21 protein-coding genes are annotated in these 17,629 nt (G+C 43.7%); 9 read left to right on the top strand and 12 right to left on the bottom strand.

Annotation, left to right across the window (positions count from 1 at the left end):
• Positions 1-58: 58 nt before the first annotated feature.
• From trxC to J3B89_RS17770, 4 genes are all read left to right on the top strand, one after another.
• Positions 59-481 (top strand): thioredoxin TrxC, encoded by a 423-nt coding sequence (trxC, locus tag J3B89_RS17785; protein WP_215399065.1) that lies wholly within the window; start codon positions 59-61, stop codon positions 479-481.
• A 25-nt stretch (positions 482-506) separates the two neighbouring features.
• Positions 507-998: a YbhB/YbcL family Raf kinase inhibitor-like protein gene (locus J3B89_RS17780; RefSeq protein ID WP_215399066.1), complete on the top strand. Its 492-nt coding sequence runs from the start codon at positions 507-509 to the stop codon at positions 996-998.
• Between the two features lie 130 nt (positions 999-1,128).
• The gene (locus J3B89_RS17775; protein ID WP_349814235.1) at positions 1,129-2,292 is read left to right on the top strand and encodes a YbfB/YjiJ family MFS transporter; all 1,164 of its coding nucleotides are present in this window, start codon (positions 1,129-1,131) and stop codon (positions 2,290-2,292) included.
• A gap of 167 nt (positions 2,293-2,459) precedes the next feature.
• On the top strand, positions 2,460-2,933 hold the full coding sequence (locus tag J3B89_RS17770; RefSeq protein ID WP_215399067.1) for a hypothetical protein: 474 nt from the start codon (positions 2,460-2,462) through the stop codon (positions 2,931-2,933).
• A gap of 56 nt (positions 2,934-2,989) precedes the next feature.
• Here J3B89_RS17770 and J3B89_RS17765 read toward each other — a convergent pair whose 3' ends face one another.
• From J3B89_RS17765 to J3B89_RS17755, 3 genes are all read right to left on the bottom strand, one after another.
• Positions 2,990-3,319 carry a helix-turn-helix transcriptional regulator gene (locus tag J3B89_RS17765; RefSeq protein WP_215399068.1) on the bottom strand — a complete coding sequence of 110 codons (330 nt, stop codon included), beginning with the start codon at positions 3,317-3,319 and terminating at the stop codon, positions 2,990-2,992.
• A 52-nt stretch (positions 3,320-3,371) separates the two neighbouring features.
• Positions 3,372-5,063: a DUF927 domain-containing protein gene (locus tag J3B89_RS17760; protein ID WP_215399069.1), complete on the bottom strand. Its 1,692-nt coding sequence runs from the start codon at positions 5,061-5,063 to the stop codon at positions 3,372-3,374.
• 174 nt (positions 5,064-5,237) lie between these two features.
• Positions 5,238-5,615 (bottom strand): hypothetical protein, encoded by a 378-nt coding sequence (locus J3B89_RS17755; protein ID WP_215399070.1) that lies wholly within the window; start codon positions 5,613-5,615, stop codon positions 5,238-5,240.
• A gap of 359 nt (positions 5,616-5,974) precedes the next feature.
• On the opposite strand from J3B89_RS17755, the gene J3B89_RS17750 reads away from it, so the two are divergent.
• Both J3B89_RS17750 and J3B89_RS17745 read left to right on the top strand, forming a co-directional pair.
• Positions 5,975-6,583 carry a hypothetical protein gene (locus J3B89_RS17750; protein ID WP_215399071.1) on the top strand — a complete coding sequence of 203 codons (609 nt, stop codon included), beginning with the start codon at positions 5,975-5,977 and terminating at the stop codon, positions 6,581-6,583.
• A gap of 42 nt (positions 6,584-6,625) precedes the next feature.
• Positions 6,626-7,000: a hypothetical protein gene (locus J3B89_RS17745; RefSeq protein ID WP_215399072.1), complete on the top strand. Its 375-nt coding sequence runs from the start codon at positions 6,626-6,628 to the stop codon at positions 6,998-7,000.
• Positions 7,001-7,014: 14 nt separating this feature from the next.
• Here J3B89_RS17745 and J3B89_RS17740 read toward each other — a convergent pair whose 3' ends face one another.
• Positions 7,015-7,845 (bottom strand): hypothetical protein, encoded by an 831-nt coding sequence (locus tag J3B89_RS17740; protein ID WP_215399073.1) that lies wholly within the window; start codon positions 7,843-7,845, stop codon positions 7,015-7,017.
• The gene (locus J3B89_RS17735; protein ID WP_215399074.1) at positions 7,845-9,035 is read right to left on the bottom strand and encodes a hypothetical protein; all 1,191 of its coding nucleotides are present in this window, start codon (positions 9,033-9,035) and stop codon (positions 7,845-7,847) included. Before J3B89_RS17735 ends, J3B89_RS17740 begins: the two co-directional genes overlap by 1 nt.
• Before the next feature lie 577 nt (positions 9,036-9,612).
• Between J3B89_RS17735 and drt2 the strand changes: the two genes are divergently transcribed.
• Complete coding sequence (gene drt2, locus J3B89_RS17730) at positions 9,613-10,944, top strand: antiviral reverse transcriptase Drt2 (protein WP_215399075.1); 1,332 nt, start codon at positions 9,613-9,615, stop codon at positions 10,942-10,944.
• Positions 10,945-11,007: 63 nt separating this feature from the next.
• On the opposite strand, the gene J3B89_RS17725 is transcribed toward drt2, so the two are convergent.
• Positions 11,008-11,214 (bottom strand): hypothetical protein, encoded by a 207-nt coding sequence (locus tag J3B89_RS17725; protein WP_215399076.1) that lies wholly within the window; start codon positions 11,212-11,214, stop codon positions 11,008-11,010.
• 50 nt (positions 11,215-11,264) lie between these two features.
• Positions 11,265-12,059, bottom strand: a complete 795-nt coding sequence (locus tag J3B89_RS17720) for a hypothetical protein (protein WP_215399077.1) — start codon at positions 12,057-12,059, stop codon at positions 11,265-11,267.
• Between the two features lie 116 nt (positions 12,060-12,175).
• On the opposite strand from J3B89_RS17720, the gene J3B89_RS17715 reads away from it, so the two are divergent.
• Together J3B89_RS17715 and J3B89_RS17710 are read left to right on the top strand one after the other, a co-directional pair.
• The gene (locus tag J3B89_RS17715; protein ID WP_349814236.1) at positions 12,176-12,445 is read left to right on the top strand and encodes a helix-turn-helix domain-containing protein; all 270 of its coding nucleotides are present in this window, start codon (positions 12,176-12,178) and stop codon (positions 12,443-12,445) included.
• A 33-nt stretch (positions 12,446-12,478) separates the two neighbouring features.
• Complete coding sequence (locus tag J3B89_RS17710; protein WP_215399079.1) at positions 12,479-13,237, top strand: hypothetical protein; 759 nt, start codon at positions 12,479-12,481, stop codon at positions 13,235-13,237.
• Positions 13,238-13,270: 33 nt separating this feature from the next.
• On the opposite strand, the gene J3B89_RS17705 is transcribed toward J3B89_RS17710, so the two are convergent.
• The 5 genes from J3B89_RS17705 to J3B89_RS17685 form a co-directional block, all read right to left on the bottom strand.
• Positions 13,271-13,456, bottom strand: a complete 186-nt coding sequence (locus J3B89_RS17705; protein WP_215399080.1) for a hypothetical protein — start codon at positions 13,454-13,456, stop codon at positions 13,271-13,273.
• Between the two features lie 82 nt (positions 13,457-13,538).
• Positions 13,539-14,402: a phage integrase N-terminal domain-containing protein gene (locus tag J3B89_RS17700; protein ID WP_215399081.1), complete on the bottom strand. Its 864-nt coding sequence runs from the start codon at positions 14,400-14,402 to the stop codon at positions 13,539-13,541.
• A gap of 541 nt (positions 14,403-14,943) precedes the next feature.
• A complete protein-coding gene (locus J3B89_RS17695; protein WP_215399082.1) occupies positions 14,944-15,990 on the bottom strand; it encodes an N-6 DNA methylase in 1,047 nt (348 codons plus the stop codon).
• 5 nt (positions 15,991-15,995) lie between these two features.
• Complete coding sequence (locus J3B89_RS17690) at positions 15,996-16,982, bottom strand: hypothetical protein (RefSeq protein ID WP_215399083.1); 987 nt, start codon at positions 16,980-16,982, stop codon at positions 15,996-15,998.
• On the bottom strand, positions 16,969-17,553 hold the full coding sequence (locus tag J3B89_RS17685; protein ID WP_433915375.1) for an ORC-CDC6 family AAA ATPase: 585 nt from the start codon (positions 17,551-17,553) through the stop codon (positions 16,969-16,971). The genes J3B89_RS17690 and J3B89_RS17685 overlap by 14 nt, the downstream gene beginning before the upstream one ends.
• Positions 17,554-17,629: the final 76 nt, after the last annotated feature.

Raw genomic sequence — 17,629 nt, 5'->3', positions numbered from 1 at the left:
GGCGAGCCAAAGTGGGTGTTGTAAGCCTGTAGTGCAGAATAATCAGCGGAGTATCGACATGATAGTTGCCTGCCCGTATTGTAACGGTTTAAACCGCTTACCTGGCGGTAAACCAGCGCTTGAAGCGCGTTGTGGTAAATGTAAGCAGCCACTGTTTAGCGGTGAGCCAATAGAATTAACTGCCGCTAATTTTACTGCCCATGCCCACAAAAGTGAGCTGCCGTTAGTGGTAGATTTCTGGGCCAGCTGGTGCGGCCCCTGTCAGAGTTTTGCGCCGGTTTTCAGCCAGGCAGCACGTGAGCTGGAACCAGGCTTTCGCTTTGGTAAAATTAATACGGAGCAACAACAGCAGTTAGCGGCGCAGTTTAATATCCGCTCTATTCCCACCTTAATGGTATTTAAACAGGGTAAGGTTATCGCTCAACAAGCGGGTGCCTTTCCTAAGCAAGCCTTTTACCAATGGCTATCTCAGTATAAGTAAGTATTCACTCACTTTTGGAGGCAAGATGACACAACAAACTTTTACCCTCAGCAGCCCGGATATTAAAGAAGGCCACTTTATGGCCACAGATCACGAGTTTGATGGCTTTGGCTGCAATGGCAAAAATGTATCGCCAGAGCTGAATTGGGCTAATGTGCCTGAAGGTACCAAAAGCTTTGCTGTTACCGTATTTGATCCGGATGCACCCACTTGCTCGGGTTTCTGGCATTGGCTGGTAACTGATATTCCACAAGACGCCAAAGGTTTAGCTCGTGGTGCAGGTAAAGGCAGCCTGCCACCGGGTTGTCGTAGTTTTACCAATGACTATGGCAGTAAAGATTTTGGTGGTGCCTGCCCGCCAGAGGGCCATGGTATGCACCGTTATCAGTTTACGGTGTGGGCCTTACCGGAAGAAACTCTGCCGGCCGCCGATGGCGCCAGCGCTGCGGTGGTGGGTTTTATGCTTAATGCTATGGCACTGGGCAAAGCCACGTTAACGGCAACCTATGCCCGTTAATCGTTAAAAAAGGTACATCAGACTAAGGCCGCATACCGTGGCCTTTTTACTTGCGCTAAGCTAAGGTTTTCGCTTTGCGGGGGTTATTCCTCTGACAACTACAGCCAAAATTATACCGCAACGTTTCTATGTGTTGCTGGCAGGTTTTTTCAGCCAGTTACTCTGCCTGGGCGTAGCCCGCTTTGCCTATACCCCGCTATTGCCATTAATGCAGCAGCAAAACGTACTGGATGATGCCAGTGGTGGCTATCTGGCGGCGGTTAATTATCTGGGCTATATGGCGGGTGCTTTACTGGCGGCCAGCCTGGTTAACCTTAAACTAAAAGATACGCTATACCGGCTTGGCTTGGTTTTGGCGGTGCTAAGCACCCTTGGTATGGCGTTAACTGAAAACATCTGGTTATGGTCGTTCTGGCGCTTTATAGCAGGCTTAAGCAGTGCCTGCTCTATGCTGATTGCTTCCGGCCTGATTATGCACTGGCTGCTAAGCCATAAACAGCGGGCTGAACTGGGGATCCACTTTGCCGGCCTGGGTTTTGGTATTGCACTTGCTGCGGTATTGGTAGAGCTGATGTTAAGCCTGCAGCTGGATTGGCGCACCCAATGGCAATATTTAGCCTTGTTCGGCGCGTTGCTGGCCATTCCGGCCTGGCGCTGGTTACCAAAGCCGCTGCAAACAACGTTAACCAGGCCGGCTGGTGTGGCTGACAAGCCACCGGCAAAACGTTTTATCCGGCTAATGCTGGCCAGCTATTTTTGCGCCGGTTACGGTTATGTTATCAGCGCTACCTTTATCGTTACTATTGTCGAGCGTATGCCTGGTTTAAGTGGCAGCGGTAATCTGAGTTTTGTCATTTTAGGTTTAGCGGCTGCGCCGGCGGTATTGTTGTGGGATTTAATTGCGCGCAAAACCGGCTATCTGAAAGCCATTATGCTGGCGTTACTGGCACAAAGCGCTGCTATTTTACTGCCGCTGTGGTTTAGCTCGTTAACTGCAGTGCTGTTAAGCGCAGCCTTGTTTGGCGCCACTTTTGTCGGCGTAGTTAGCTTAGTGCTGACGATGGCAGGGCGTTTGTATCCGAGTAAACCGGCGAAATTAATGGGTAAGATGACTTTGGCTTACGGCAGTGCCCAGGTAATAGCACCGGCCCTTACTGGCTATCTGGCCGAAGCCTCCGGCCAGTATGATATTGGTTTGTATTTGGCAGCGGGTTTTGTCACGCTGGGCGCATTATTGATAGCGGTGTTAATAGTAACGGACAACACCGCCCAGCAGCTGGATGCGATGAAGTAATTACTTTCCGATACAGAAAGTAAAAAATAAAATAAAAACAATAATTTATGAATTTTTTGATAGTTAATTAGTGGGCCAGGTTCACATTAGAAAAAATCATAATAAAAAATTGACGTTTACTCCTTTTATGTATACTGTTTTTATGTACAGTAAATAAGGGGGTGATTATGATAGTAATCCAACATGTTTGTTCTATTCACAGTCTTTTCAGTATAGTTCAAGGAGGAGTTTTCAAGCCAACTTATCCCGATCCGCTTGCTGCTGATGCTGGTCTTAATTGTTACATTAAGGGAGAAAAATACGGTTTCTCAAATACATATGAAGGATCGGGTTGTATTCTTTCTTTGGAGTGGCTTGGTCCGGTAAGTGAAAGGGATGTGCATTTTCCTACCCCCTACCCAACAGATGAACTACTTAATCAGCCACCTTGGCGAGCATTTGTTCCGATTAATAATGATCCGAAATTGTTGAAAGTTCATGGCTATCAAATTGCTGAAGAAAGTTGGGAGGAAGTTGTTTCCTACCCGAAGTGGTTAAAATATGTTCCATATTTTGGCAATTTCTTAATTAAAAAAAGAAGAACTGCTCTAGAAGATTGTTTAAACAAGGTTATCGGCAACCATATCGCAATTAGATACTAAATTGCTGACCGGGCAGATTTATTCGTAGTAACCTAATAAATCTGCCCAGAATGCCATCATGATCTTAGCTTTAACGAATTGACTTTCTGTGCGACGAAATGAGTTCTGTCGGCTTCAGTTTCAACAGGATTGCTAAGTAGCCATTCTTCAATTTTTCTCCGGTCAAAGAATACAAGCTTACCGTTAGGCTTAGAGTGCGGAATTTTGCCGGTATGTGTCAGCTTGTAGATATAGCTGACGCTCAGCCCGGTGAAAGCTGAGCATTCAGCCACATTCAGTACTGCTTTGTTATTTAAATTACCGTACATCATTACCTCCACAGCGGCGTTTGGATTGTTTAGTTGGGTATTATCTCTTAATTCAAAATCGTAATTTTTTTCTGTCATTTTCGGGTTCCTTTAAATCTCCTGGGAAATTGGGAATATGGGAAACTTTTTATTAATCATGTTGATATGTTGGGAATATTGGTTGGGAAAGTATTTCGTCCAGCGCTAAGTCATTAACTATTTTATCGGGCAGTACTTTGTAATATCGGCCACCTTTTGGACCACCGGGAATTACTCGCTTGAAGGTTTTCCGGCCTTCGTTGGTCTCCATCCAGCCTTGATTAACCATGTACTGCACAGATTGCGAAAACTGGTTTTTGAAGTTGAGATCAAGCTCTTTTGCATATGCTTCTTGTGTCAGGTACCAAGCCTGCTTGTTCTTCTCTTTTACGACATAGCCATAGTGATCTTGCAATGGTTTGCCTTCAGGCAGCAGTTTTCTGCGCCAATGTTTTAAAGCTTTTGGCAGGTGCTTTTTTAATTTTTCGTCTTCTGAATCTACATTGCTACCCCGGGTATCCAGCCACGATTCAAAAGCAATTTTTGCAGCTTTCTCTGCGGTGCCCGTTGGCCACGGAAGCAACTCTGCAGAAATAGCCAGCTCGCCAGCTACTGCATGTAAGGCAAATCTTTTTGCTGCTTCTGTTACCTGATTACCGTCTCCGGCTTGTCGCCACTGATTTAGCATCTCGGCTATCTGGTTGCTCAGAACCAATCGCAGATTTTCTGTCATGCTGAGATATTCGATCCAGGCTTTGAATATGGAGCCGTGATTAAGGTTGATACCATTCCAAATGGCTTGGGAGAACTCATGGATAGAGCTGTAGCCATGGAGATCGTCATAGATGCCGAATTTTCTGGTTGCCGGCACTTCCAGAAAGCGAATCTCCTGGCCCGCTTTAAGGTTTTTCTGAATAGTTGATAGTTTTTCCTCTAAGCCAACTTCACCTGTGCTGAGATACAGCAGCCGCCACTTACGCTTTTCGCCAAGTGAACCGTCTTGGTTGCTGCGGATTTTCGACATACCATTTGCAAGCATATAGATTGACTGATCGACATCTTCAGCATTCACTTGGTGCAGCTCATCAAGGCAAAGCAACATATCATTGTGAGTTGACGCAATTATCTCTAAGCCGTTAGCTGTAGATCTCCAGCTGTAAACGTAGTCTTGATTGGAATACAGACTGGCCGCCAGGTTAAGTACCGTAGTCTTTGCTATTTTGGATTTACCAAATAGGTGAACGCCACAGCTTGGCCAGTTCAGCCAGTAAAGCAGTGGAGCCGCTAAGCCGGAACAAATGCTAAAAATTAGCATTGAATTGTTCAAACACAGTGGAGCAACAGAAGTTTGCCAGCTCTCAAGTGAGCCTTTCGATGACATCAGCTCCGTGCGGCTGCCGGAATAAATAACGGGTTCATGTTCTTTGCTAATACACCAATCTGGAGTGATGAAACTATGATTAAGCCAACCTGTTTGCGGTGAACTGACCAGACGAGCTTTCGGGAGAGATTGGTTCAGGAAAGTAATAATATTCTCCCAAGTACGGGTTCTGTTTGACACTACTAACCCGGTATCTACCAGCACTTCTTTCAGCTGTCTGCCATTTTCATTAATAATCTGCTTGCGGGGAAAAACCTGACGAATGATTTTATTATCTAGGTTTTTCCACTCAATCAATAAGCCATAGTTTTTGCGATTATCAGAATCGCGTGTAATACCCAGTACCCTGATCGGCCCACAGAGAAATATCGATTCACCGTCTCGTTGGTTGATATACAACCCGTCACTTAACAATTCATACATGCTTTTGCTGTCCGATGGCTTCCAATGGCATCAACGTAACTGAAGAGCAGTATTATTTCAGGGAAAAGGTAGGGTCAATTTTTGGGGGTTTTACAATTTATAGGTACAAAAGTTCTTCATGAGCCAAAAAAATTTGGCATGCCAAATCATTTCGTTATCAAATCAGGCAAATGGTCAGTGCTTAGTGGTGTTTACAATGCCTGTCTGGTTCCAGTCACAGAGCAGGATCAGCCACCGGCTGATTGCTTGTAAGCGCTCTGGGCTATTGCCTTTGGCAGCAAAGGTCAGGTCTACGCTCCGCGCAGCAAACTGACTGAAGGTTTCAATCAGAATGTCCCAACACTCTTCTCGTTCGTTGCTAACCTGGAAAGCAAAGGCTTTTTGCCTGAACAAATCGTGAAACAGTTGCTCTTCAGTCTCATAAGATTCCGCCAGCTCAAAGCCAAGCGGTTCGCGGTATTTTTCGATGCCAGCAATGCGGTTTTGTAACTCGATAATAGCCGGTATAAATGGTTTTAACTCTGATATCTGATAAAGATCGTCAGTGTTCATGTACTCTCCAGGATTACCAATCGGTAAGCTAAGTTCCTTAAAAAAGAATTTGGCATGCCAAATTTTAAGATAAGAAATTCTTAGTATTAAAGTTTCATTTAAACTAAGAATATCTTAGCTTTCAAGCTTTATTGGCAAAGAATGAAGCTAATGACAGTTCGCCTTTCCCCAAGCAGTTGAAACACCGGCACTTCTGAGCTTTCGCTGCAAAGCATGGTCGCTTAAAGCGGGGCGTAGATATTTACCCGTTGGGAAAGTGCAAATACTTCTGCAATAGGGTGATATCGCTATATGATTGGGAATGAGCCAATATTTTCAATTTCAAATCGTTATTTCAATATTTAAAGGGTCCGCTATCCATGCAAAAAATTAGAAGTTTTGTTAACAGTCAAGCTGTTGTGTTCAGAGGGCAAATGTGGTCTCCAGATATTGTTAAGAATGGGGCTGCAACATTTTTATGGTGGGCTGTACCAGCCATGATTTTGGTGTTGTGCACTCACATTTTCAAAGAGAAGTTGCCGTCTGCCTATTTAGAAAAGGCTATATCTGAAGGGATTGGGCCTCACTTATGGAATGTTATAGGTGCGCTTGCTTTAACGTTGGTGGGTTTGTCATTTTTGTTTCCACGCTCAGAATTCATTGCTAAGAGCGCGAGTCAGGTTTTGATCAACACATACGCAATTGGTGGGCTTTCTTTCGGGCTTCTATTTGGTCAGGTCATCACGTCATTTTTTTCTTTAAATATGGAGCAGTGGAAGATGTGGTTGACAGGGCTGGGCGTAATATTTTTTGCGGTTCAAATCATTCTTTTAAATTTTTCGCTTTGGTATATGGCGTTCCTAATGTCTTCACGAGAGCAGACTAGTGGCTTTTTACACACACTAGAAAAATCATCAATTAGTTTGAGAATACTGGCGTTTTTTATTTTCTCAGTGCTACCGATTTTGCTCTTTATGTTAGAACACTAAATTAAAACCGTTATCTAAATAACGTTTTTTAAAAGGTGGGTTGTGGCACGAATAGCATCAACGAAAATAGACGTTCAGGATCTGGAGTATGTCATTGAGTACCTGCTGGTGTTTACTGTCTCACGCCGTGCTAACAGTAGTGATACCACCACCAAGGGCAAAAACCGGGTCAAACTCCTGCAAGCTGCACTGACGTTGGAAAAAGCTATGCTGGAGCTACGCGATCAGGAATACCTGGATGCGGTAGATCGTGTATGTGTCGATGTTGACGGCATCATGGCGGCTACGCTTGGCCTTGCTGACATCCAGAAACTGCGCAATGCTATCCGGCAAAAGCGTTATAAAAATGACGGTTATAGTAGGGCAAACTACGAGTATGAAAGCACTAAAAGGTTTTTACTCACCCGTAACAACTGAACTTGATATACTCGTCATTGCTGTAGTTGTAACTTTGGTAATGCAACATCTCGCGTCATTGAAATATTGATTGTTTGAATAATTTTTTGCTGGGCATTCTCAGCATCTTTCTGCCAGGATTTCTCGCCGGCGTTGTCAACCCGGTGCTTAAAGCCTATTACCAGGTAAAACTTGCTGCTAAGGGGTAGGCAGTAAAAGTCTGTTCGGGTTGGGTGCCTATCGTACTTTTCCTGATAAAACACCCATTCAAAGCCTTGCAGGGTAATTAGTTTTGCTGGTTGTAGCGATGGGTAGCCATAATTGTTGATCCGGCCTTGTAGCTCGTCGCGGTAGCGCTCTTCAGTGAATGGCGAACCTCTGGATGCGCGAAGCTCCGCATATTCTTTCAACTCTGACTCAATTTCGGTATTGCGGCCAAGGCCATATTCACCTTCTGCGCCAACTGCAGCAGAGTTGTAGTGCTGATCATGCTCGTTAATAACATGCTGGGCTAACGCTTGGCGGTCGAGTGCATCAATACCCTCTGGCACTTTCTTTAGCCAGACGTTTAACCATAACCAGCCGTACTCGCCGCCATCAAAACGTAGCAGAGGCGCTAAGTAGCACCAACCCTCAGTATGAATCGGGACAAATTTGTGCTGATCTTTCTGTTGCTGGTGTTGCTCAAACCAGCCTACAGAGCGAAACGGGTAATTAACCTGCTTTGGTGGCTCGGCAGAGCCAATATTGGAGTAAGGCAGTGTGAGCTGAAGAGAAAACTCTTCCAGCAAAAAGCTAAGCTTTTGCAGCCGGTTGAAATCGGGTCCACCAGCGAACCCCTGCCACCAGTTTTTTAGAGGCTGCATTAGCTTACCTTTCCTGCATGTTTATTAATGTACTTTTGTACTTGATCAGCCTTTTTATGCTGACCAAACATTAACAGCTGTTGTTTATATGTCTCTATGCCCAAGTATGGCAACGTATGTGGGCTTACGCCGGGTTCGGAGTCTTTACCAAATACCAGACCACAGAATTTAATGCTACGGCACAAGCTGCTGGCTGACAAATCGTTGCCACCGGCTATGTTTGGCACTACATCAAACGGGTTGTTTCTTACTGCCACGATCTTAATACCCAGCCCGTTGGCAATTTGCGTTAATTTACTAACGTTTGCGCCACTGCCATGAATAGTTAACTGTTGCTGGTGTAATTGGCCGCCGTAATGCCGACGGTAATGCAGCAAGGCGGCATTAAACACTATTGCCCCCTGGCTGTGTACTACCCATTTTACGCTCTTGCCCTGCTGTTGTACCTGCGCAAGTACCGCGGCTAAATGCTGGGCGTTATGTGACTTGGAACGACTGGCTTTATCGAATACGCACTCAGCCAGATCCAGCTTCCAGCCATCGCTTGGATTATGAAACAGGGTATACGCGCTAATACCGTCGCTCTGATAGGCAGCATGAGCATGTGCTCCCATCAACCAGGCTGCTTTTCGCTGATCGTTCTGCATGCCATTCACAGCAGCATGCTCAGTAATTACCTGATGCACAGGTTTTCCTTCATCCCAGGCATCTTGCAAACTGTTAATGTCGCCTTGCGATGCCGGGCCGGTGTAGTTGCTTAGGTTTTTACGCTTAACCTGATAAAGCATGGTCCGCTCTGCCGCCGCATTGCCGGCTTTAGCACCTTGCAGCGATTGGTCAAACAGTATGTCATCAATCACCACCTGGCCATTGGCTGCTGTGCGGTATTCAATCAGGTAGTGGTAACAACGAAACGGATACCGGGTGCGGTAGATGCGCCGGAACGGATTTAAGCTGTGCTTGGTAGAGTAGGTAGTGCTTGGGTAACGGGTAACATACTCAATCTCTTTCATTACTTGCTGCTGGTCATAGTCATTAAGGCTGGCCAGCATTAACAATGCCTGATGAGTGAGCTGCCATTTATTGACAAAGTATTGAGCTGGTAGCCGAATGCCATGTTCCTGTGCCATATTTTTATCCAGGCCAGTGTAATTAAACGCCTGCGTCTTACCAGTATGTATCCAGCTCATTTTTAACTTCCTTGTATCTCATAACTTTTGGCAGCATACACAAAGTTATTTTATAACTCAATATTTACAAATAAATTGCATTTAAAATAGCGCAATTGGCAACTTAATAGTGGCGTTGTCTGCATTATCCCGCAGAACCCCTATGTAGTATCAAGAACTACTTTTCCGTTGTCTAATGAGAACCATTGGGTAGTGATTACTGGGGAAATAGCAGAAGATAAAACGTGTATTTTCTATCAGAGTGTTATTTAGAGGTTAGTTGATCTTGAATGTTACTAAATAAGGTAATAATATCAATTCGCTCAGTTTTTTAGGGACTGAGGTGTATCACAAGCTGTCAAGGGCTACCTGAACCATGAACTGGAACAGGCGCTTCTTGAAGCTACAGCAGGCGGTTAATAGACTCACGTCGAACACTCCTGACACTATGATATTATACATCATAACTGACATTCGTGGCCCAGCGCCTAGCGCTGTGAATGCGTAATAAAATACGTTTGTTAAGCCTGGATCGGGAATTGGAAGGCCACAATCCCTTACCTTTCCAGGTTTTGCACTGAGCAGCAAGGATTAGCTGATGGTAAAAAAACATGATTGGTATCGAATGCGGGGGTATATCCACTTTGATGCACCAATCGGTTTAAAAAAAGCGACTGCAATTGTTACAAATACCAATAGTGTTGCCACACATGCTTTTTTTCCTTTGGTACATTACACCATCGAAAGCTTCAAGGTTGTTAAGAATGACCAAGGTGAAGTTGAAAAGAAAGTAAAACAACGCCCCATAGCTTATGCTGGCCATCTTGATTCCCATATCTATTCATATTATTCCAGACTATTGTCTGCTAAATATGAGGTCGCTCTAAAGGAAAGAGGTCTAGATAAGAACGTAATTGCATTTCGGGCCTTGGGTAAAAGTAATATCAATTTTGCTAATGACGCTTTTGAGGAAATTAAAAAGCGTCGATCATGCAGCGCCATAGCACTTGATATCACCGGTTTTTTCGACAACTTAGATCATCAAATATTAAAAGAGCATTGGTGTTACCTTTTAGGGGCCGACAAGCTCCCAAATGATCATTTCAATGTATTCCGCTCAATTACCCGATTTTCGAAAGTATGCCGTGATACGGTATATGAGCGATTAAAAATAGCGAAGAATAATCCCAAAAATGGTCGCTTTAAGATATGTGAGCCAGAAGTGTTCCGTCGCGTTATTCGTGCGGATAAGTTGATTCAGGTAAATGCGGATTCAAAGGGGGTACCACAAGGTTCTCCTATTAGCGCTCTTTTATCGAATATTTATATGCTGACGTTTGATGTTGCAGCTAAGAATATCGCTGAACAGTACGATGGCTGTTACTACAGATACTGCGACGACATGTTATTTATCGTCCCGACGGCTTATAAAGATTTGGTTGAAAAGGCTGTAATGGCTGAGATTGCCAAAGTAAAACTAGATATTAACCCTAAAAAAACTGAGATCCGTGATTTTTGGCCATTTGGTTCCGTGATGCAATCAAATAAGCCATTACAGTACCTTGGTTTTATTTTTGATGGGCAGCATAAATTAATTCGCTCAGCAGCTTTGGCAAAATTTTCGGGCCGAATGAAATCAGGCGTTCGCCTGGCTAAAAAAACCCAACGTAAGGCTAACTACAGGGAGATTATTGCAGGGAAGGAAGTTACCAGATTATTTAAACACAAGCTTTATGAACGTTACTCCCATCTCAGCAATCGCAATTTTGTTACTTATGGTTATCGTGCTGCAAAAATAATGCAGTCGCAGGCAATCCGAAAACAGTTAAAGCCTCTGTGGGGGCGACTTCAGAAAGAAATTGTTGACGATAACCCATTATTTAATATGACATTATCTGATATGTTGTTCAGCACTCATAAACAACCTTAATGTATTTAGCCAGCTCTTAGTAAGTTATAAAATTTGGCATGCCAAATTCCTATTACAGGAAATTCAGTAAAAGGTATCGTACATCTGGCCCAGAGCCTGAGCGTCTTCGGCTTCTGACCGGCTCATATGTTCGCCATCAGCAATAACATTACCCATACCGTCATCCAGCATGTCCAGCTGATCACTGTCGCTGTCCTCTGACCCAGATAAAAGAACATCTAATGTTCCAAGAGCTACCAAGCCTGTCACTTTTAATACTTTACCTAACACAATGCGTACCTTCTATGGGAATTTGGCATGCCAAATTTTTAATGAATAAATTAGCCTTTGGTCGGCGTTATGACCGAGCTGCAATCGCCAGCAGTGTTTTCAAGTAGCACCGTATCTGGCTTGAGTACCAGCTGGTTGCCATTGGTTGTCACATCGTTAAACGATGCGTAGTAGCGGATACGCCTTTTGCTGCTGGTGTTCTTATTTCCTGTGGCGCTAAGGGCTAAGGCCAACTCAGGTTCGATCTCCATCCGGCCTGGGCGTGCTTTGGTGATGTGCTTTAGGAAAGCCTCTGCGTGCTCAGCTGGCACAGCCACAGTGTCGAAGCGGTCGGTTTGAACTGAGTATATATGCGCGCCTTGGCCATCCAGCGTTATTTCAAACTGATTGTAAAAGGTGATAGGGAAGGACTTCGTAGTGAAATCATACTCGCCCAGCTCTGCCAGCCCAGCCACGTAGTAAGTGCCCCGGTGCTGTTTTTCGCTGTAATAGGCTTTGAACGCCTGCTGCCGTCTAGCCCGTTCGAACTCTTTAAATTTCTCAGTTTTACTCTGAATAAACTGCTCCAAAGAGATAACTGGCTTGCTGCCCTCGAGGTGATAACCGACATAAGCAGCATCGTGAAACTCAGAGTTTTGCTTTAGTTGCTCAAGCCGAGCTGTGCCATTGCAGATTGCTGACGCTTGAGTGTTAGCGCTGGCAACAGCTTTGCTCTCGTTAGAATTAAGCTTGTTCAGACCGTTTGTCGACAGCTCGTACTTGTCGCCGTTGCCGTTTGTTACGGTAACGCAGCCGCTACAAGCAAGGGCTACAGCACAGGTTAGAGCTACTACTGATATCTTCATATTCTCACTTCTTTAATATTCGGCAGCCTGAATCTCAGAGCGCTAAGTATTCCTTAGTATCTAGCTGCTATTAAAGCTAAGAAAATCTTAGTTTTCAATAGCCAATATCTCACACTGTGAATAATACTGACGGTTCGCCCTTCCCAACGCGCCTGAAACAAGCCCGCATAATGCGTGGCCTGTCGCAAAAGCAGCTCGGCATTCTTGCCGGGATGGATCGCTTTGTCGCGTCTGCGCGAATGAACCAGTATGAGCGCGGGGTGCATGCGCCTGACTTCAAAACCGTTATTGCATTGAGCCAGGTGCTGGGCGTTCCAACAGCCTATTTTTATTGTCTTGAGGAAGAACTGGCGAGTGTTATTATGGACTGGAAGGCAAGTTGCTAAAAATTTGGCATGCCAAATTTTGAAGGACATTAATTGAAACGTTTAACCCTCCCTTTTTGGCTTTCAATCGTTGTTATTCTTGCAGCTCTGACATGGCTCATTTTTCCCGATATTAATCTGGAACCACTTATCGTCTTTATTGCCGCTATGACTGGCATCGTTCCTCTGGTCAGAAGTGAATTTTTGCCATGGTTTGAGCACTTAAAACTGAATAAAAGAAAATTTAGTTTCCTAACAGGGTCATCAAAACTTAATGCGGTTGAATTTGCTTTTGATGACCTGTGCAACGGCAAAGGCGTAAAGTTAAATCTTGTAAAGCAATCTTTTGCTAATTACCCAAAAGTTGCATGTGGCTATTTTGAACAAAGTGATATTGCCTTTCAGGTCTATTTTCACAATGGAAGCAGTACCCGGCTTGAGCATTGTTTTAGTCTGGGTTATGAGACTGCTGAAGAGTACAAAGCACCCTTGTCGTCCAATAGGTACTTTATTGCTCAGGCCGATATCGACTCAGATGGGGTTGAGGAGATTGTTCTGGGGGTGCTCGATAACAGTTCTGGATTAATAGATGTTGAACTCAAGGTTTATAAGTATTTTCCACCATTTTTTGAGAAGGATACAGCAAGATCTAAAAATTGGGAGCTAATAGGTGCATTAAAAGCTCTTGGTATTGTCGAGACGCCTCTTATCGAGATTGGACAAGGTTTTATCAAAATTCCGCGTAATTTTAGAGACTTTTACTATAAATGGGTTCTTGTTGATGGCAAGGCCACTGATGTCGGAGAGTATTAATTTGGCATGCCAAATTCCTTTATCAGGAACGCTCTAAGCTTTTTTAGCGGGTAAGGTTTCTAATTTAAGCTGTAAAAGCTTAACCCCCTTCTTGTCTTCGACGTCCAAATTGCGTTTCGTATAGCGGACTTTTTGCGGATTGTTCAAATCCTCCACAAACCTTTTGGCTACTGCTAAGTCTTCGATGTGAAAATGCTTATCAAACGATGCTTCAGACATAATTTAAAATTCCGTTGTGGATAAATAGCCTGGAAATTTGGCATGCCAAATTCTCAGGCTGATAAAACTACTTGGTAATTGGTCAACTGCCCAAGTAAGCATAGGTGATGGATAGTCGCTCATGTCCCAGGTCTTTGCTAATCTGCAATCTGGCAGCAGTATCAATTGCATGCTGTTCAGCACTCAAAGTTTTACGTTTAGGACCATCATTTGCCGGACATTGCCAGCCAGTCAGCTCCAGATAACGTTGCCGAGCGTAATGATGGCGTAAGCCATGGTTCTTGTTTAGACCAACCCGGACGGTTTCGCGCTCATATAGCCCGAGCTGTTGGGCATAATTGGATGTTGCCGGTATAAGAGCGGCTTTGGTTATGACACTGATATTTTTTAGCAGATCCAGTTGTGACTGAGTCGTTATGTGAACCTCACGGTACTTACCACCTTTGGTCCACGAACCTTTAAGCCGGATATGATTATTTTGCCAAGCGTAGGAAACATTGAATTTTATAGCTTCTTCCCGACGCAAACCAAACTCCTGCTGCAAACGCAGTGACAGCTTTATAAATTCACATTTTATTTTGCTATGCTTGTCATTATCTAGCTGCTTAGACTTGCCTACAGGGTTGTTGCGGATCGTGGCAATGCCATAATCGTCATTATCCCGGGCAACAATATTACGTTTGCCTATCTTATCTGCTAGCCAGCGAATTGCCGCCAGCCTGTTTTTCATTGTTTTGTCGGCAATACCGTCTTGTTGCCATTTCGACACCAGGTAATCAATGTGCTTGGTTTTTAAGCCGCTTGGATCTCGCAATTTAAAGCCGCCTTCCAAAAGTTGTTTGGCTGCCAAATCCAAAATGTTACCGCGGCTATTTCGGGTGCTGTAACTGCTTTCTTTATGATGAATATTGACCATCTGATTTAAACGATAACCTAATTGGCTCATGCTTTTTCCTCTATTTGGTGGATTTGAAAGTGCTTTTCAGCAAGAGAAAAATCAAAACCAAAGATCAGGGGGCATCTGCCAAATAAGGTGAGTTTTAAAGCCACATACACGGTCGCAACCGGGTATGTTGTCGAATCGACACAAGGGCTGACTGATCTAAAGCAACACAAGCTGAGCTGGTTGGCTTCTGTTGAAGGCAATACCAGACTACGGTGGTTTTGATTACATTGGAGTTTGGTCTTTTAGACCCGTTGCTACGAATGTAGCGCCTCAGAAGCGTATTGCGGGCAGCAGATAATGCGCCCTTTTTACTTTTGCTCTTAGCGAGCGGTTTACGAGCAAAAAGATAACACATCGATCAGGTATTTCAACAAAAAATTTGTATCCCTGATATGGCCCCAGCTTTTTTAACAGCAGGTTCTGTTGCAAGGCATCATGAGCAATGGCCTTGCGTAGCGACTCTCCGAGTCGTCCCTACCTTGGCAGTAGGGACGACTCGGCCAGAATCGAGTAGCAGCTTGGGCAGTGAGAGTATCCAATATCATGTAAGGGAGTTAAGAAAAAGTGATGCTCGCTCAATGGTTATGTAGGGGGCTCCTGTCCCTCTATACAATTTGAAAAATTCACTCCATTTATCCAAAATTTTGTCCTTTAAATAATTTGCAGAATCAGAGCTTTTGCATACAACAGCGAGTACGCAGTCTGAAAGGACAACTTCACAACCCTCTCTCAGTATGGATATTTTTTGCCGAGAAGCTTGACCAACTCTCGGAAACAAAATTGCTGGTCCAATCACTCTTAACCCTTTGGATACCATTGGGGCATTTTCATCTAAAACTTCACCTAGAGAAAGATTTGATGTGTGAATTAGTTTAAACCCAGCATCAATGGTTACAACCTTATGCATTTGAACATTGCCGCGTAGAACCGTAATTTTACGTTCAGATTTAGAAGTATTGAATTTAGTGACTTCATTTACTGAATCATTAGAAGTCCTCTTTTTTATCATAATAATTGAAGTTTTAGCTGCGGCCCCTTTGAATGAGTTCACTGGGTTTTCCTTTAACACCTCGACTACATGCTTACTTGAAATTAATTCCCACCCTTTTTTGTCCCTCATGCTTGTCAAACTGCCGTCAGGAACGATGGCGATCATACAACCATTTTTTGATAGATATTTGAGTGATAAGAAAACAAATGTTGTCGCCAGACCAGCTGACCACTTTTCTTTTGAAAACCAATCACTTTCGAATCGTCCTCTACGTCTCTCGCTAAATGGTGGATTGAGCAGAATTAGATCAATACCGTTTTTATGAACAGAAAACTCAGTATCTGTATGTGACGTTTTAGAAAGAAAGTCTGTGCATGATACAACCCAGTTAGGATTTGATTTTAACAGTTTGCAGGCACCATTCTGACAAATGTCATTTGCATATATGACAGCATTTCTCCATTTTCTCTGCGCCTGAATAAGTAGAGCCCCTTCTCCTGCAGAAAAGTCAGCTATCGTTGCAGGTTGAAAATCGATTGGTAGAGCTTCTAACATTGCCTCAGCTAAGCTAGCTGGCGTGTAATGTACATCTATCATTTAATTTAACGCCGTCGGCTTGTTGTCAACTGAGCACGTTTATAGATGCCAGAGTTTTCATCAAACAGAAATGATACGTTGTAAGCTAGAAGCCTTGCCATACCATCTGTTCGGCCGGTTTTCCGAATTGGATGATCGTGCACTAGTTCCGTAGGTTTTTGCGATGACATAGAAAACAGTACTGCCCCTAGTGCATGTGGTTTAGTGCCGATCAGGGCGATTTTCAAAGCGTTTGCTTCTGAGCTTTCTGATATTTCTTCCAAAAGATAAAAGCAGCTAAACGGACAGTTAGCTGGAGCGTACCTAGCCGATTGCCATGCATCTGTTTCAGTCAAAGCGGATTTATTGCCAAGGTAGGTTTCAAAAACATACCATGGTTTGAATCCTGGAGAACCTATAACTGGAGTTATTCTTTCATGACCAGGTTGTACTTGCTCAATCATAAATCTCAAACGAGTCCCTTCAAATCCCAGTAACGGTACAAATGTAAAGTCAGCGTTTCCTCGAGACGATAGAACTGCGAATCCTGGTAACGGAGAAATCCCCTGAATACGAGAGCTTAGGTCATATATTTGGCCTTCAACGGGGGCAGAACTCCGTAAATAGCTATCCGGCTCAACATAAATTACTATCACATGTAGCTTCGACAAAATGGCTTTTTTAAGCAGTCCAGCCCAGACAGAGTGAGTTAATCCAGTAATATCGAGATATACAACATCATATGAGTCTGGCGTTGAAAAGAATCGACTAAGATCACCATCAGAACGCAATGAGTATGGGTTTAATTCACCCTTTAGAAAGAAATTAATATTACTTTCTGAATGGATCTCTTTAAAAGTGACGCTCTCTGCTGTTGCTCGCCACGAATCTATGTGACCTGCTCGATCTTCGCTTGAAGAACCAAATATGAAAATACTATTTTCTTTAGGTCGAAATTGAGAAGCATTTTCATAGGTCTCCGTATAGACAACGAGTTCTTTAGTTTCCCTCATAGAAAGATCCGAAAAGTTGAAGTTGGTCGGGGAGAACTTCATCATCGGTCCTGTCGCTTTGTGCCAGTACTGCACCGATAGTTTCTTTGGGTTTTTCAATTAGGTCTATGAGCTGCCGGCCAGCTAATGAGAACTTACGCTTTTTCCTGTAACTAAATACGAAAAGGGGAGCAAAAATCGGATGCAATCTATAGTCATATTCTGCAGTGTCGGTTTCAGACATTAATTTTGTTCCTGGCGACCTAACTAGAGCCAGATGCATTACGGATTGGTTCAATATATTATTTACCAAAGTTTGTTTTTCAGTTTCAAAGCTGTCTTGCTTAATATAGAACTGATTCACTTCTGGAGCGTGGCCTGAGCCGTCTGCTGCCATAACCTGAAATATCCGTCCAAGACTCAAAACTAACTTTGTTAACTTCCCTCCATCTACACTCAACCCTTCTAATTCAGACAAAGTTTTTCTACCAATTTTTTCTGCCGCTTGGGTTTGAGATTTGTGTGATATGGGATCTGAAGGTAAGCCATCATTCTCTATATGCATTAAGAAAGCGGCATGAACAAGCTCAATGTAGTGGTCTAATAAAACCGGACACCATTTTAGGTGGTAAGATTACCACGTTAGAAGAGGTGTTCAATGGCAAAAC

Source organism: Rheinheimera oceanensis (assembly GCF_018831085.1).
Lineage (GTDB): Bacteria > Pseudomonadota > Gammaproteobacteria > Enterobacterales > Alteromonadaceae > Alishewanella > Alishewanella oceanensis.
The sequence above is the reverse complement of the archived record's forward strand: the minus strand, read 5'-3'. Positions and strand labels throughout refer to the sequence as shown.